Here is a 16078-nt window from a genome sequence, read left to right as displayed (position 1 = left end):
GCTAATGGTATTCAATTCCTTGCAGTTTTTGGTGTTTTTTGGAATTGTTACGTCCGCCTATTTTTTATTGGCGCACCGTTTCCGTTGGATTTTATTGCTTGCGGCATCTTGCTATTTTTATATGGCATTTGTTCCAATCTATTTGGTTATTTTATTGGTGACAATTATCATTGATTATTGGGCGGGGATTTATTTGGAAAAGTTTGAAGGGCGCGCTAAAAAACTATTTTTAGCGTTTAGCTTGATTGCGAACGTAGGCGTGTTAGCAATATTCAAATACTATGGGTTTATTGCGAATAATGTTTATCATTTAGCCTATTTGTTTGGTAGGGAAGTTCACTTACCAAGCCTATCCATCTTATTGCCGATTGGTTTGTCCTTCCATACCTTCCAAGCGATGAGCTATACGATTGAGGTATATCGTGGCAACCAAAAAGCTGAGCGGAATTTTGGCATTTATAGTCTATACGTCATGTTCTATCCGCAATTAGTCGCTGGACCTATTGAACGACCACAGAATTTATTACATCAATTTTATGAGCGACATGTTTGGGATAGTGTCCGAGTGAGAGCGGGTATTATGCAGATGATGGAAGGCTTGATTAAAAAAGTGGTCATTGCCGACCGATTAGCGATTCTCGTGGATTCGGTTTACGCTTCAGTTGGGACACACTCCCGCGGTCAACTGTTATTGGCGTCATTTTTTTATTCTTTCCAGATCTACTGCGATTTTTCTGGGTACTCTGATATAGCGATTGGAGCGGCTCGCGTGATGGGATTTAAGTTGATGGATAATTTTAATGCACCCTATGCCGCTAAGTCTATTCCTGATTTTTGGCGTCGCTGGCACATTTCGCTATCAACTTGGTTCAAAGATTATGTTTACTTTAGTTTAGGTGGGAATCGTGTTTCCGTGCCCAAATGGTATTTTAATATCATGCTTGTTTTTATAGTTTCAGGTTTGTGGCATGGCGCGAGTTGGAATTTTATCATTTGGGGCTTCTTGCATGGTATTTTTCAATTAATTGGATTCACGCTTAATCGGTTTTTTCCTCAATTAGCAGCAAATTACGCGGATGGTTTAATTCGTGGGATTTTCTATCGGGTATTAACATTTAGTTTGGTTAGTCTAGCTTGGGTATTTTTTCGCTTAGTTCATTTCTCGGAAATTAAAGCGTATTTCAAGCAACTTATTTTTGACTTACCTTCAAACAGTTTGTTGGGTATGAATTCAAATGAGGTTTTGTTCAGTATTTTATTAGTTTTTGGGTTATATTATTGGGATTTTAAAGGCTTGGCTCTACGGAATATTCGCTCTCAATATTTTGTATTTCTACTCCCTTTTTTAGTCGCGATCATTTACTTTTTCGGTGTATTTAGTTTGAAACAGTTTATTTATTTTCAGTTTTGATGAAAAAATTACTCGCTGTTTTGGTGTTTGTTTTATGTGCCGGATTGCTAATGGTTAGCAGCTCCCAAAGCGGAATGTCGTGGTTAACACATGCTCGGTATCAACCGAATAGTTTGTTGGGCTCCGACAAGTATCTTTATGGCGATTTGTATGGAATATCTTATTTGTCAAATTTCAAGTACATAAAAGATGTGTCAGCTGTTCGTCCTGATGAGTTAATTTCAAAGCAAAAAGATATTTCATTGTATGTGATTGGGGACAGTTATTTCTACAGCTCTTTCGAAATTATTCCAGCTTATTTTGAGCGTGTAAATTCTATTCAGTTTTTTAAATGGGACCATTCGCCTGAAGTAACATTTAAATTCACCCAAGCACGAACAAAACGAGTTTTGTTGGTTGAGTCCGTCGAGCGGAATGTGTTAAACTTAATGTATAAAGAGCGTGTTGCTGCCATTTTTGAAAAGCCTGAGGTTATTCAAAATAAGTCGGTATTTGCCCAAATTAATAGATCGATCAAGCAAATCCTTTATCATCCTACCTTAGAGGAAAATTTATCGTTTGCCCTTTTTGATTTGGCTTTGTTCTCTAAATTCAAAGAGTTGAAAGCTGAATTGAATTTAAGTTTATTTGGTCGTGAGCCAGCCGGTGTGAAATTGGCAAAGTCGAAGGACTTCCTTTATTTAGATCAAACAGTTGATTCTGTTGCTGATGGAAGTTCTTTTCAGGTTGTTTCTGAGATGCGTTTAGCCGAATTGGTTCAAAACATGCGTCAAATTGAGGATTATGCTAAAAAAATGGGGTTTGATGAAGTGATCTTTTCATTTATTCCTAATCCTGTTTCTGTTTTAGCTACCGAAGATAAATCATACAATCAATTTATACCTCGTCTGGAAAATAAAGTGGGTAGTATCCATTTTGTTAATCCAACGGATGAATTAAAGCAACAAGCGAAACAGAACTTCTTTAAATCTGATTCGCACTGGAATCAACGAGGAGCTAAAATTTGGCTAGATTTATTGAACAAACAACTTCTATCCCTACCTAAATAAAAAGAATAATGTCTGGTCAAACAGCAAAATATCTTTGTCGAGTGATCGTCGGTTTTGCTATGACAGCATTGGTTGGTTTAAGCCCTGCTTTAGCCCAAGGCAAAAAGTTAATTCAATCGAAAACGGGCCAGGAAGCGCTTTTTCAGGAGGGGATGCGTCATTATATCAAAGAGGATTATTCCGAAGCAATATTGGTTTGGGAGAGTTTGGCAACGGTTATTTCAAATGAACCTGCGCTCTCATTTTACCTCGCCAAAGCTTACCTCGCAGAAAAGAATCCGAAAAGTGCTTTGGTACACGCCCGAAAAGCGCATGAATTGTCGCCATATTCCCTTGATTATGGGTTGTTTTTTGCTGAACAATTGCTTGCCGATAAGCAGATTTCGGAAGCGATTGCATGCTTGACAAAATTAGGTCAATATGATGAGTCACAGCCTGAAGTAAATTTGTTACTTGCTCAGGCATACGTTTGGTCTGAACAGGGTGATCTTGCCCTGCAAGCCTTGGATCGCGCGGATCATTATGTGGGCGAATATCCTGCCATCATTCGAACGAAGGAATTTATTTACTTGAAACAAAATCAATTGATGAAGGCCTTACTGGCGGGCAAGCGACTCATCGACATGGATGATGAAGAGCAGATTTTAACTTGGGATCAAATGGACGTTGCCTGGGATTTGAGCCAAGTGGATTCAGTCCGGACTAATTTACTTGCTTTGCAAATGCAATATCCTTCACAAGGTCAATTGGCTTTGTTGCTTACGAACGGATATCTACACCAAAAGAATTTTGACTCATCACTCGTCCAACTGCGCAGAGCGGCCGAAGATCATGAAGTGTTGCCTTCAATGGTAGCTCAAGTCACCATGAAAGTTTTTGAATTGATCGATGATCCAATCAAATGGGAACAGGCCAATCAGATGGCGACGCATTGGTTGGCAATTTATCCCGATGAACCTCGCTTTTTAGCTATTCAGGGTGACCTTTATGTGAGTGCTTCCAAACTTGAAGAAGGTCAAAAATTTTATTTGCGCGCCGCGCGCATGGGGGAACCTAAATATGAAGTTTGGGCTAGGATTATTCAGTTAGATTTTGAATTAAATGCGGTGGATAGTGCTGCCACACATGCTGCGGAGGCATTGAAGGCTTTTCCATTGCAAGGATTTTTGAACTTCCAGTTGGGCTTCGCACGCTATTTACAAGGGAATAACCCCGATGCTTTGCGGTATTTGGAAATTGCCCGGGGCATTATTAAGCCAACCGATAATTGGAATGTACAGTTGTTTTCCATGTTGGGCGATGTGTATCATGCAGTTGGTAGACCTAAAGATTCAGATGTCGCATTTGATAAGGTATTGGCTTTGAATCCGACCGATGAGCATGTGTTGAACAATTATAGTTATTACCTGTCATTGCGGAAGGAGCGATTGGAAAAAGCGGCTATGATGTCAAAGCAATTGGTTGAAAAGTTTCCTGCCGAGGGTACATATTTGGATACCTATGCTTGGGTGTTGTATCAGCAAGGAAAATACGAGGAGGCTTTACATTATTTAAGTTTGGCAGTCGCGGATGAAAAATCCCAAAGTTCAGCGGTCTGGGAGCATCATGGTGATGCCATGTTCCGGCTAGGGAGAATAAAAGAAGCCGTGGAGAGTTGGAAGAAGGCCGTTGCTTTGCCAAATGCCAACCAATTACTTGATAAAAAAATCAAGATGAAGCAAATTGTCGAAAATTGAGATAATTTTGTATATCAAATTAATTATGACGCGTTTCGTTCTACTCTTTATGGTTTTTGTGTTCGTGCAGGCTTGTAAATCGAGTTCTGTCGTTCAGGTTGCACAAGAAAATCAAGTAGATACCGTTCGGGTAGTTTCTTTGCCAGATAGCGTTCCGCAATTGATTCCAGAGCCGATTGTTGCCACAGAAGAGCAAGATTCCAAAGAATCGGTGGAGGATTTGGCTTTTACCTATTTAAAGGCGAAATCTCGGGTCGCATGGAAATCTGGAAATAACACAGACAATTATTCCGTAGATATTCGCGTTAAGAAAGACAGCATCATTTGGGTGAATATTTCGCAGGCCGGCTTGACGGGCGCGACGGGTTTGTTTAGTCAAGATCGTGTGCAGTTTTACCAAAAGATCAGTGGCGAGTATTATAATTTGACCTATGATAGCCTAAGTACTGTGATGGGTTTTCGAATTGATTATCGGATGTTGCAGTCCTTGATCGTCGGGAATCAGCCATTTAAGAAGAATAATTCAAGGGTTATTCGGGAAAATGAGAATATCATTATCAAGCAAGATTCGGGTAGAATCAAGATTGATAACATGGTGGGACCGAATAGGAAATTGAAGAAATTATTGGTTCGTGATGAACCATCGAGTAATAAATTAACTTTAGATTTTGAGGAGTTTACGAATTTGAATCAAGTTATTTTCCCTTTTTCAAGCCAAATAACTTTGGATGTGAAGAACAAGGAAGACAAGCGAGTGACAACGGTCATTCAAATTAAATATTCGAAAGTGGAGTTGCTGGAAACACCACTTGAATTTCCATTTCGACTTCCGGCTAAATTTTTGAAAAAGTAATGCGCTATATCAGTTTAATTATTTGTTTGTTAGGTGTTTTTGTGGCTTGGGGACAAGTGGATAAGAAGACGCAATTGGAGCAGCAAAAGAAGGACAACTTGGCAAAAATCAAGGAGTTGAATTCGATTATTTCCCGTACATCGAAAAAGAAAAATGTATCGATTGGAAAGTTGAATGTCTTGAAAGAGCAGATTGTTGTTCAGAAAAAACAGATCAATGTATTGAATGAAAACCAAGAGCTTTTGGCCGCCGAGGCGTCCAAATTAACGCACGAAAGTGATGTGTTAGCTGCGAAGTTGGAGCGCTTGAAGAAAAACTATGCACTTATGTTGTATGAGGCGCAAAAGGTTTCGACTGTTTCAAATAAAATCAGTTTCTTGTTATTATCCCAGGACTTGGGTGAGTTTACACGTCGCTTTGATTACTTGCGTCATTTTACGACGAACCGGAAACAACAAGCCCATAAAATTTTTGAAACGCGTCAGGATTTGATGACGAAGAAGCAGCAAGTGGTTTTCAAAAAGAATGAAGAGAAAAAGGTCTTAGTTGAGAAGGAGAAGGAGAAAGCAACACTCGAAGTGTTAAAAACAAAAGAGACGAAGGTGGTGACGGTTTTGACCCAACAAGAAAAGAAGCTTCGTACGGAATTAGAGCGTAAGAAATTAGCGATTCGGAAATTGGATAATTTGATCGCAGGCATTGTTCAGCGGGAGATTCAGAAGTCGATGGAACGTGAGCGTAAATTACGTATGGCGGCTCAAGCGCGTAAATTAGAAGTGAATAAGCCTGCTTTGCCGAAACCGAAATTAGAGGAGGGGATGGTGAAGAAATATGAAAAGCCGACAGCTGGGGAGTCGAAAGAAGAGGCGAAATTGGAAGCGCGTGTTGAGAAAAAAGAAGTAGCAAAACCGAAAAAAGAGGAGGCTGCTCCTGTAGCGAAAGTGGAGGAACCTGCCCTGAATTCGAATACCTATTACATGAATGCGGATGAGGCAAGATTAGCGAGTTCATTTGCCGCCTTACGTGGTCGGATGCCTTTTCCTGTGCCTTCGGGATTTATTTCAGATCATTTTGGCGTGCATAAACATCCTGTTTTGAAAGGGGTTATGGTGAATAACAATGGAATTGATATTCAGACATCGGCTGGATCTCCAGTTCATTCGGTTTATGATGGCGTGGTTGCTACGGTTCAAAATATTCCCGGGATTAACATGGTGGTTGCCATTCAGCATGGGGAGTATTTCACAGTGTACAGTAAATTGGCTAATGTATCTGTCAGTGCTGGACAAAAGGTGAAAACGGGCCAACGAATTGGGTCTGTTGCTTCAGATGAGGATGGAACTTCTGAAATCAATTTCCAAGTGTGGAAAAATACCCAACATCAAAATCCAGAAAGCTGGTTGCGACGTTAGATTTTATATAGCACGCGTAAACTTATATTCCGACCTTGGTCATCCGCAAAATAACGGAAGCGGTTTAAGTAATCGCGGTATGCTGTATTGAATGCATTGCTGATGCGTAATCCAATGTCGAATTTCTTTAAACTGATTCCCCAATTGGCCTGAACCAATTGGTAGCCTTTCGGAGGTACAGCATAATCGGATCCGGGTTCCACACGTGTTTGTTCGCTTACTTGAACAAGGCCCACACTTACATATTGCTTTTCTTGCATCCAGCGATAGCTAAGGGTGTATTCAAATCGATTAGCAGGGATATTAACCAGATAAGTGAAATTGTGGCTTACGTCAAAAGCATGTACAATGCTTGATTTCTGTTGGAATGACAATTTAGGGCTGATTTGGTAATTCACTTGTGCGTCAACTCCTTGAAAAATGGCGTTAATTTGTTCGTAGGCGAAAGCCGGAAATGCTCCTCGCACGGTGGTGAAATAGACGGCTTCTCCATTGTTAACTAAGGGTCTCAGGTAAATGAAGTTTTGAATGTAATTGTTGTATAGGCCGAGCTCAATTTGAAGATTTTTGGGCGCATAAATTGTATTTAAGCTCAGGTTGTAAGCGGTTTCTCCCTTGAGTCCAGGATCGCCTATTTCAAATGCCGCCGCTCCGTGGTGAACACCATACGAAAAGAGTTCATTGACTCCAGGCGCTCGGAATGCTCGCGCGAGGATGAGGTGATTTTCTAATTTTTCAGTCCAATGATATTTCAGTCCTAGACTTCCTGAAAGTCCCAAGTAGTGGTTGGCATTGCGATAAATGATATTCGAATAGTTCGATTTAGGTCGGTGAACATCAATCGTTTTTTCATCGACGCGTAGGCCTAATTCCAATTCGTATTTTTCTTTCACTAAACGTTCGATAGCAAACAGGCCAAAAGCGTTTTGGAAATAATTAGGTAAAAGACTCGTCGTAAGGGTTGGGTTTGCTACATCTTTTCCGGACGTGACATTTCCTTGGAGCTGGAAGTTTATCCCAAATTGCCCCTTCCATAATTGGTTAGCATTCGATTCATCGAGTAGTATTTCACCATTGAATGTCCGCAATAAGAATTGCAGGTTATTGATATTTTTCCCTGCTCGTAAGACATCCAATTCTAGTCTTTCATCGTTTTGTAATGCCAATGTCGATCGAATAGCTCGCCCATTCGTCAATTGATATTGTGTCTTTAATTTCCCTAAACTATGGGTGATATCTTGGTTGGGGCGGTCAATTTCCCGACTAAATTGTAAGGGGGTAAATGCCTGAAATGGTCGGGTACGTGCAATGGAATTTTCAAGGTCATTGACATTGCCGATGTGTGAACCTAGATAGATGCCGATTACGGAATGGAAATGACTGAAAAATAGATCGCTCGACCATTTGTTCTTCTTGAAGCCAACAGCCGCGGAAAAATTTTGCTCCTGCACACCTGTGTTTGCGAGGTAGTAATTGGCTGTTTGAATATTTCCTCCATCTTTCAATGTACCTTGAATGCGCCATCCCCAGCCTTTGTTAGCTGTGATGCCCCCTTGTAAAGAGCCCGAAATAACGCCTTGTCGGCCATTTGAAAAGTAAATGGATTGAATTTCCCCTTTAATTCCCGCCGTATCTGGTAGGGCATCGGGTTCCATCATGACAATTCCTCCGATCGCATCTCCACCATAGCGTAAGCCACCTGGACCTTTAATTACTTGAATATTTTTGGATACGAATGGGTCAATTTCCGGAGCATGTTCACTTCCCCATTGTTGGCCTTCTTGTCTTATCCCTTGATTTAGTATGATGACACGTGAAGAGTGCATGCCATGGATGACGGGTTTTGATATGGTGCTTCCTGTTTGTAAACTTTGAACACCGCTGATGCCGCGCATCATTTCGCCAAGGCTGAGTCCATCGCGTTCAGCGCGTTCCTCTTTGCTGAGATTTCCCCGTAATTGTGCGCTAGTTTCTGTTTTTTTCCCGCTGACAACTACTTCTTGCAGGTGTTCATCATGGCTTTCTAATCGGAAATTCTCTTGGTGACGTACTTCATCATTGATTGAAATGGGAATTTCGATTGCATCAAAACTACTCATTTGGCAGATAAGGATATAATTGCCGGGGCAGAGGGCTGTGATTCGGAAAAAGCCTTTTTTGTCTGATATCGCGTATTTATTTGTTCCTTTTAAGTAGACATTTGCGCCAGGAATGGATTCTTTATTCTCTTTTGAAGTGACATTTCCTTCTAATGTACATGAACAATTACTTTGTGCCCATGCACAATGAGCCCAAGTCATAAACGTTAACAAGAAGAAAATTCTACGAAGCATTAATTATGTTCAAAAGGTTAAATATAGCTCCAAAATCACATATATACATGCCATGGTTGACTAATGCAACGAAATAGCCGACGAACAGCAAATGCATGTCGATGAAATTTTGTTTAATTTATTTTGAAAAATATTAAACAATTATTTGTTTTGTTTAATCTTTTGGTAAATTTGTTAAACACAAAAAGCAAAAAAACATGACAGCTTTAGAGTTTTCATATCAGGTAGGTACTTTTTCGAAGTTTTTGAAGCCCTTTGCATTGCGCTTAACACGCGATGGGGATGACGCCAACGACCTAGTTCAAGACACCTTAGTAAAAGCATTTACAAATCGTGAGAAATATTCAGACGGGACAAATTTGAAAGCCTGGTTGTTTACGATCATGAAGAACACATTCATCACGCAATACCAGCGAATGGTTCGTCGGAATACGTTCATCGACACAACAGATAATTTACACTACATCAACTCATCAGATTCCATCCAATTAAATGGTGCGGAACGCTCTTTTATGAACGAAGATATTTCCTTAGCCTTACGTCATACGGAAGAAATGTACCGAGTTCCTTTTTTGATGTATTTCGAAGGGTTTAAATACCATGAGATTGCGGAAGAGTTGAATTTGCCAATCGGTACGGTAAAAAATCGGATCCACATTGCTCGAAAGACTTTAAAAAGTCATTTAAGCATGTATGCCTAAGTGAATTCATATTGTAATAATTAGTTTTTTGGTTAACAGAAGATGGAGCAAAAAGTCAGATTTTATCTGACTTTTTCTTTTGCCAAAAGCTTATCAGTTTTTAGTATATTTGTTTAGCATGAAGAATAAAAAAGTCATTGTAATAGGTGCGGGATTCTCGGGCTTGTCTACGGCAACGGAGCTTGCCAACAAAGGTTACGAGGTAACAATCGTAGAGAAGAATGAACAGGCAGGAGGTCGTGCGCGGGTGTTTCAGGAAAAGGGTTTTACCTTCGACATGGGACCAAGTTGGTATTGGATGCCTGATATTTTCGACAATTATTTTGCTCGTTTTGGTAAGAAAACTGCCGATTATTACACGCTAAAGCGCTTAGATCCCTCATATAGTGTGATACTTTCTGATAAAGAGGTTGTCGATATGCCAGCTGATTATGGTGCATTGCGCGAATTATTCGAATCGATAGAGCCGGGTGCGGCAAACGCTTTGGATCGGTTTTTGGATCAAGCGGCCTATAAGTATAAGGTGGGTATTCAGGAATTTGTCTGGAAGCCTTCCGTGAAAATAACGGAATTTTTAAGTTTGCGCATTCTCGTGGATGCCCTGCGGATGGATGTGTTTTCTTCCTTTTATTCGCATGTACGCAAATTTTTCAAGTCGGAGACCTTGTTGAAATTGATGGAATTTCCCATTTTATTTTTGGGGGCCATTTCGCAAAATACGCCGGCGATGTATAGCTTAATGAATTATGCGGAAATCAAATTGGGTACTTGGTATCCCATGGGAGGGATGCATAAAATTGTCCAAGGAATGGTAGATTTAGCCATTTCCAAGGGTGTTAACATTCAATATAACTCAGAAGTAACAGGATTTGCGATCGAGGCTGGTCAGGTGAAGGGGGTAAAGGTTGCTGGAGGAATTCTAACTGCTGATGCTGTTGTCGCAAGTGCCGATTATCACCATGTCGAGACTTTGTTGGGCGATGCCCATCGCAATTATGACGAGGCTTATTGGGATAAGCGTGTCATGGCACCCTCATCGCTGTTGTTTTATTTAGGTATTAATAAGCGTTTGCCTCGCTTAAAGCATCATAATTTGTTTTTTGATCGCGATTTCTCGGTTCATTCCCATGAAATTTACACGGATCCGATGTGGCCATCTGATCCCTTGTTTTATGCGTCTGCGCCATCTGTGACGGATCCTTCTATTGCACCTGAAGGTTGTGAAAATTTATTTTTGTTGATTCCCGTTGCCCCTAATTTGGAAGATACCCAGGAAGTTCGAGAACAGTATTTTGATCAATTGATGGATCGTTTGGAGCAATTTTGTGGTGTATCGATTCGGGATTCAATTGTTTATAAACGTTCTTATGCACACCAAGATTTTATGGGTGATTACCATGCATTTAAGGGGAATGCCTACGGACTTGCGAATACCTTAATGCAGACGGCTATTTTAAAGCCAAGTTTGAAAAATAAGCATTTGAAAAATATGTTTTATACGGGCCAATTGACTGTTCCTGGCCCAGGAGTTCCGCCATCATTAATTTCGGGTATTGTGGTCGCGAAGGAAGTAGATAAATTATTGAACTAAACGCAGCATGGATTTATATTTACAGGTTTCATTGGATGCGAGTAAGCGATTGACGCAAGCCTATTCCACTTCTTTTTCGTCGGGAATTCGAACATTGGACAAGGAGTATCATGAGGCGATTTATGCGATTTATGGATTTGTGCGTTTGGCAGATGAGATTGTGGATACTTTTTACGGACAAGATCAGGCTTCGCTCTTAACGCGCTTCCGACAAGATACTTACCAGGCGATAGAGGAGAAGATTAGTCTCAATCCCATACTTCATTCATTTCAGTGGGCTGTGAATACGTATCACATGGAACGCGAGTTGATCGATGCCTTTTTGTATTCGATGGAGATGGATTTGTCGGATCGGGATTATGATGAGGCGCTATACAAACAGTATATTTATGGTTCAGCGGAGGTCGTTGGTTTGATGTGTTTGCGGGTTTTTTGTGCGGGCGATTTATCCGAATATGAGCGGCTGAAGCCTGATGCATGTGCCTTAGGTTCGGCTTTCCAAAAGATTAACTTTCTTCGTGATATTAAATCGGATTTTGAAGATCGTGGTCGGGTATATTTTCCGGGTATTGATTACGAACAATTCACGGATTTGCAGAAAAAAGAAATTGAAGCCGACATTCAGGCAGATTTTGATGCGGGTTTACGCGGTATAGAAAATTTGCCTATTAAAGCGAAAAAGGGGGTCTTGTTGGCCTTTGAATATTACATTCGATTGTTTGAAAAGATTAAGCAAGTTCCGGTAGCGCGCTTAAAATCGGAGCGGATTCGTGTACCAGATTGGGAGAAATTATTAATTTATTTACGCGTTTAATGGACTTTTGGATATTATTGGCGTTACTGGGTGTGATGGCCTTTTTGTATGCCTCTGTGGGGCACGGAGGGGCATCTGGATATTTGGCAGTTCTAGCCATTTTTGCAGTGGCTCCTGCTGTGATGAAGCAAACAGCGTTGATTTTGAATTTAGGCGTTTCCTTGCTCGCCTTTTATCAGTTTTATAAAAAAGGATATTTTCGATTTGAATTATTTTGGCCGTTTGCGCTGACGTCCATTCCGATGTCCTACTTAGGGGCTCAGTTTGTGCTAAGCGATGCGAATTATAAACGAATTTTAGGTGCTTGTCTGTTGATTGCGATTATTCGAATGATGGCCAATTTTAAGGATGTAACAAATCGTTCTTTGTCGATTCCCATCGCGTTGGCATTCGGCGCGGGGATTGGATTGTTGTCCGGGATGATTGGCATTGGGGGTGGAATTATTTTAAGTCCCGTGTTATTGTTGATGCGATGGTCGAGCTTAAAGGAAGCGGCTGCTGTGTCAGCCTTGTTTATTTTTGTTAATTCAGTCGCAGGATTAGCGGGAATTAAGCATTGGATTGCTTTGGATGATTCCTTGATCTATTGGATTGCAAGTGCTTTGTTTGGCGGTATGCTAGGTGCTCGCTGGGGTGCTCAGATCGCCTCAAATCAGTCAGTTCGTTGGATACTAGCTTTGGTTTTGTTGATAGCTTCTGTGAAATTAATCGTCATATAAATGAGTCAAAATAATCAAGATACGGGATTCGGGGATAAGGCTTCCCAAATGGGTGGTCGAATGGTCAACCGGGATGGGACCTTTAATATTCAGCGCCTAGGTATCCCATTTTTTACGCGCGTGAGTAGTTACCATAGCATGCTGACGATGCCTCGCTGGCGATTTATTTTGGTAATTTTTAATGCCTATTTCGTGATGAATTGCTTTTTCACGCTCTTGTACTGGCTTGCTGGTCCATCGGGTTTAGAAGGGGTGGATAGTGAACATAGTTTTTCGCGTATAAAGGAATTATTCTTTTTTAGTACGCAGACTTTTACGACGGTTGGCTACGGTCGCGTGAATCCCGTGGGGGAATTGACCAACTGGATTGCCGCGATTGAATCGTTGATTGGCTTTTTGTCTTTCGCCATTGCAGCCGGTTTACTCTATGGTCGCTTTTCTCGACCACGTTCCTTTGTGCGATTTTCGGAGAAAATGTTGTTGACTAATTACGAGGGTGGGAAGGCTTTGATGTTTCGACTAGTGGGCTTTAAGGATGATCATATTTTGACCAATGTTGAAATCAAGGTAAGTGCACGTTTGTTTAGTCCGGAGGGAAATTACCGGTTTTACAATTTGGAATTGGAGCGTTCGCATGTTGATAGCTTGGTCTTAAACTGGACGATTGTCCATCCGATCAATGAAAAAAGTCCTTTCTGGGGCTTATCTCAGGAAGATATTCAAGCTTTGCAACCCGAGGTTAGTGCATTGCTAATCGGTTTCGATGAGGTGTATTCGTCAACAGTCATGGCACGGAATTCCTATGCTTTATCAGACCTTATTTTTGGTTACCGATTTGCCCCGATGTACTTTAGAGGAAAATCGAATACAAAATTAGATTTAAGTTTATTGGATTTTGTGGAATCGGAATAAGAAGCAAAAAGCCCGATTAGATCGCTAATCGGGCTTTTTTTTATCAGGTTACTGATAAGGATTATCAGTTTTTCTTATTCGATTTTCGAGAAATTTAGACAAATTTGCCTAACGCTGACGGGGTTTTTAACCCCGTCAGCGTTTACCCCCTCGCTAGTTCTTTGAACCAGTAACAGCTCCTGATTTTTTTGCGTTTTGAGCCTCCTGCATAGGATTTTGGCCTCCGCCGTAGCTGCGCGGCTGTGCTTTGAAAAGCTGAACACGTGTTGGTTGTGCCGGCTCACGAGGATACGAGTTGTCATCCGTATCGATGTCGGCAATTTCATAGAATGGATCAAGTGTCCACTTTACCACCTTCTTCGAAGTAGGTATGATTTTCTTCGCCTGCACATCATTCAATCGCCAAACTTCCGCTGGGAAACGCAACACCTCATCTGTCCCATCATCATAGCTCAATTTCACAATCACGGGCATCGGTAACCCCCCTTTATTCTTGAAATTAACCACGTAGAAGTTTTTCCCTTCCGCGACTAATTTGCGTTCGTCTTCCGACAAGCCGCTTAAATATTCTTGGTATTTTTTCTTCTCCGCATCTGTTGTTGCAAAACGATCGTAAGTGTTGTAGAAATCCGTTAAATCGGGGTTTTCCTCCACAACAGTTGATTTGATGTCAGTCTTGTTGCGAATATTAGACATTGTTTGACGCTTAGCATCAGCCGTTGCGCGCTCTGTCGCCTTTTTAGCAACTGGATCCATGGTGTCTACACCAAACCATTCAACCGTTTCAATCGATTGATTCACCGGCTCTGTGCCATAGAACCATCCACGCCAGAACCAATCTAAATCCACACCCGATGCATCCTCCAAAGTACGGAAAAAGTCGGCCGGATACGGTTGTTTAAAAGCCCAACGACGCGCATATTCTTTAAACGCATAATCAAATAATTCACGTCCCATCACCGTTTCGCGCAAGATATTCAACGCCGTTGCCGGTTTTGCGTAGGCATTATTCCCGAAGTCCATGATGTTCTCCGAGTTGGCCATAATGGGTACTTGATTCTTCGAATCCAAACGCATGTAAGGCACTATGTTTTGTGGTTCTCCACGGCGTGCTGGGAAATTACGATCCCATTCTTGCTCTGCTAAATATTGGCAAAAAGTATTCAAACCTTCATCCATCCAAGACCATTGACGCTCATCCGAGTTGATGATCATCGGGAAGAAGTTATGTCCTACTTCATGAATAATAACACCGATCATGCCGTTTTTCACGTTTTCCGTGTAGGTCCCATCCGCTTCTGGCCGACCGCCATTAAAGGAGATCATCGGATATTCCATCCCGCCACCTAAGGTCGCGTGGCATGAAATCGCTACCGGATATGGATAGGCAACTGTTCTTTTCGAATATGAACGCAAAGTATGCGCTACCACCATGGTTGAATATTTTCCCCAAAGTGGATTTCCCTCTTTCGAGTAATAGGACATCGCCCACACTTTCTTTCCTTCTACTTCTACTTGCAGTGCATCCCAAATGAATTTACGCGAAGCTGTGAATGCAAAATCCCGCACATTGTCGGCCTTAAAAATCCAAGTCTTTTTGCCCGTTGGCTTTCCTTTTTCTGCCGCCTCAGCTTCTGCTTGCGTCACAATCTCCACAGGGCGCGTGGCAGTTTTGGCCTTTTCCCAACGCTTTAATTGCGTTGCCGACATCACCTGATTCGGGTTTAATAATTCACCCCCAGCCCCTACAACGATATCGTTTGGTGCCGTAATGGCTACTTTATAATTACCAAAGTTCAAGGTGAATTCTCCTTGACCCATGAATTGCTTGTGCTGCCAGCCATACACATCATTGTAAACTGCCATGCGTGGGAACCAATGCGCGATGAAATAATTTGCATTGCCATCTTTGGCAAAAAACTCATAGCCTGAACGACCATAATATTCCGTAATCAAATAATTCCAGTCGATGTTGAAGCTAACCGATCCGCCTGATTTTACCAGTGTAGGCAAATCGATGCGCATCATCGTCTGGTTGATCGTATGACGCAAAGGATTCCCTTTGATGTCCTTTACCGCTGTAATCTTATAACCATATTCCTTTGGATCTGTCAATTCTTTGAATGTAGCTGCACTGATGCCATTCTTAATTTCTCCCGTTGCCGCCGTTTTGCGGGCTGCGTTCTTCTCGAATAAGTTTTGGTCTAATTGAATCCACAAATAGGGCAACTCATCTGGAGAATTATTGAAATACGTAATCGTCTCCGTACCCGTGATTTTTTTATTGATGTCATCTAATTCTACCTTGATATCGTAATCAGCACGTTGCTGCCAATAATCTTTTCCGGGTGAACCACTCGCAGTACGATACGAATTAGGAGTAGGTAAGGTCGATTCCAATTGTTCGAAACGACCGTTGGCATTGAATGCCGTTTGAGCAAATGTTGGTAATGCGATGATTATCAACAAACTAAGTTTGATAAGTTTATACATAAATGAAGTAATGTTTTCCAAAAATAGAAAAAACAATTTAGAATCGTATCATTA

Annotated in this window: 12 protein-coding genes; 10 read left to right on the top strand and 2 right to left on the bottom strand. The window is 41.3% G+C overall.

The window, feature by feature from the left end:
• Positions 1–4 precede the first annotated feature (4 nt).
• Genes SKC38_RS04800 through SKC38_RS04780 form a run of 5 tightly spaced genes read left to right on the top strand, consistent with a single transcriptional unit; the run spans position 5 to position 6461 of the window.
• The gene (locus tag SKC38_RS04800; protein WP_377975570.1) at positions 5–1411 is read left to right on the top strand and encodes an MBOAT family O-acyltransferase; all 1407 of its coding nucleotides are present in this window, start codon (positions 5–7) and stop codon (positions 1409–1411) included.
• Positions 1411–2460 carry an alginate O-acetyltransferase AlgX-related protein gene (locus SKC38_RS04795; protein WP_377975568.1) on the top strand — a complete coding sequence of 350 codons (1050 nt, stop codon included), beginning with the start codon at positions 1411–1413 and terminating at the stop codon, positions 2458–2460. The genes SKC38_RS04800 and SKC38_RS04795 overlap by 1 nt, the downstream gene beginning before the upstream one ends.
• Before the next feature lie 8 nt (positions 2461–2468).
• Positions 2469–4196, top strand: a complete 1728-nt coding sequence (locus tag SKC38_RS04790) for a tetratricopeptide repeat protein (RefSeq protein ID WP_377975566.1) — start codon at positions 2469–2471, stop codon at positions 4194–4196.
• Between the two features lie 25 nt (positions 4197–4221).
• Positions 4222–5049, top strand: a complete 828-nt coding sequence (gene lolB1, locus SKC38_RS04785; protein ID WP_377975564.1) for a lipoprotein insertase outer membrane protein LolB1 — start codon at positions 4222–4224, stop codon at positions 5047–5049.
• Entirely contained in the window at positions 5049–6461 is a 1413-nt protein-coding gene (locus tag SKC38_RS04780) for a murein hydrolase activator EnvC family protein (protein ID WP_377975563.1), read from the top strand. The genes lolB1 and SKC38_RS04780 overlap by 1 nt, the downstream gene beginning before the upstream one ends.
• On the opposite strand, the gene SKC38_RS04775 is transcribed toward SKC38_RS04780, so the two are convergent.
• Complete coding sequence (locus SKC38_RS04775; protein WP_377975561.1) at positions 6458–8794, bottom strand: TonB-dependent receptor; 2337 nt, start codon at positions 8792–8794, stop codon at positions 6458–6460. The two genes, SKC38_RS04780 and SKC38_RS04775, sit on opposite strands and share 4 nt — an antisense overlap.
• 197 nt (positions 8795–8991) lie before the next feature.
• Between SKC38_RS04775 and SKC38_RS04770 the strand changes: the two genes are divergently transcribed.
• The 5 genes from SKC38_RS04770 to SKC38_RS04750 all read left to right on the top strand — a co-directional run bounded on the left by SKC38_RS04770 (position 8992) and on the right by SKC38_RS04750 (position 13531).
• Complete coding sequence (locus SKC38_RS04770) at positions 8992–9495, top strand: RNA polymerase sigma factor (RefSeq protein WP_377975559.1); 504 nt, start codon at positions 8992–8994, stop codon at positions 9493–9495.
• A gap of 118 nt (positions 9496–9613) precedes the next feature.
• Positions 9614–11086 (top strand): phytoene desaturase family protein, encoded by a 1473-nt coding sequence (locus SKC38_RS04765; protein ID WP_377975557.1) that lies wholly within the window; start codon positions 9614–9616, stop codon positions 11084–11086.
• A 7-nt stretch (positions 11087–11093) separates the two neighbouring features.
• A complete protein-coding gene (locus tag SKC38_RS04760) occupies positions 11094–11900 on the top strand; it encodes a phytoene/squalene synthase family protein (protein WP_377975555.1) in 807 nt (268 codons plus the stop codon).
• Positions 11900–12619, top strand: a complete 720-nt coding sequence (locus SKC38_RS04755; protein ID WP_377975553.1) for a sulfite exporter TauE/SafE family protein — start codon at positions 11900–11902, stop codon at positions 12617–12619. The genes SKC38_RS04760 and SKC38_RS04755 overlap by 1 nt, the downstream gene beginning before the upstream one ends.
• Complete coding sequence (locus SKC38_RS04750; protein WP_377975551.1) at positions 12620–13531, top strand: ion channel; 912 nt, start codon at positions 12620–12622, stop codon at positions 13529–13531.
• Positions 13532–13684: 153 nt separating this feature from the next.
• Here SKC38_RS04750 and SKC38_RS04745 read toward each other — a convergent pair whose 3' ends face one another.
• Complete coding sequence (locus SKC38_RS04745) at positions 13685–16024, bottom strand: M1 family metallopeptidase (RefSeq protein WP_377975549.1); 2340 nt, start codon at positions 16022–16024, stop codon at positions 13685–13687.
• Positions 16025–16078: the final 54 nt, after the last annotated feature.

It is taken from the genome of Aquirufa echingensis (assembly GCF_042714525.1).
Classification (GTDB): domain Bacteria; phylum Bacteroidota; class Bacteroidia; order Cytophagales; family Spirosomataceae; genus Aquirufa; species Aquirufa echingensis.
Note: the sequence above shows the minus strand (reverse complement) of the source record. Positions and strands in the feature narration are given on the sequence as shown.

Coding starts and splice junctions, on each gene's coding strand:
- SKC38_RS04800 (WP_377975570.1), top strand. CDS start 5: ATGGTATTCAATTCCTTGCAGTTTTTGGTGTTTTTTGGAATTGTTACG.
- SKC38_RS04795 (WP_377975568.1), top strand. CDS start 1,411: ATGAAAAAATTACTCGCTGTTTTGGTGTTTGTTTTATGTGCCGGATTG.
- SKC38_RS04790 (WP_377975566.1), top strand. CDS start 2,469: ATGTCTGGTCAAACAGCAAAATATCTTTGTCGAGTGATCGTCGGTTTT.
- lolB1 (WP_377975564.1), top strand. CDS start 4,222: ATGACGCGTTTCGTTCTACTCTTTATGGTTTTTGTGTTCGTGCAGGCT.
- SKC38_RS04780 (WP_377975563.1), top strand. CDS start 5,049: ATGCGCTATATCAGTTTAATTATTTGTTTGTTAGGTGTTTTTGTGGCT.
- SKC38_RS04775 (WP_377975561.1), bottom strand. CDS start 8,794: ATGCTTCGTAGAATTTTCTTCTTGTTAACGTTTATGACTTGGGCTCAT.
- SKC38_RS04770 (WP_377975559.1), top strand. CDS start 8,992: ATGACAGCTTTAGAGTTTTCATATCAGGTAGGTACTTTTTCGAAGTTT.
- SKC38_RS04765 (WP_377975557.1), top strand. CDS start 9,614: ATGAAGAATAAAAAAGTCATTGTAATAGGTGCGGGATTCTCGGGCTTG.
- SKC38_RS04760 (WP_377975555.1), top strand. CDS start 11,094: ATGGATTTATATTTACAGGTTTCATTGGATGCGAGTAAGCGATTGACG.
- SKC38_RS04755 (WP_377975553.1), top strand. CDS start 11,900: ATGGACTTTTGGATATTATTGGCGTTACTGGGTGTGATGGCCTTTTTG.
- SKC38_RS04750 (WP_377975551.1), top strand. CDS start 12,620: ATGAGTCAAAATAATCAAGATACGGGATTCGGGGATAAGGCTTCCCAA.
- SKC38_RS04745 (WP_377975549.1), bottom strand. CDS start 16,024: ATGTATAAACTTATCAAACTTAGTTTGTTGATAATCATCGCATTACCA.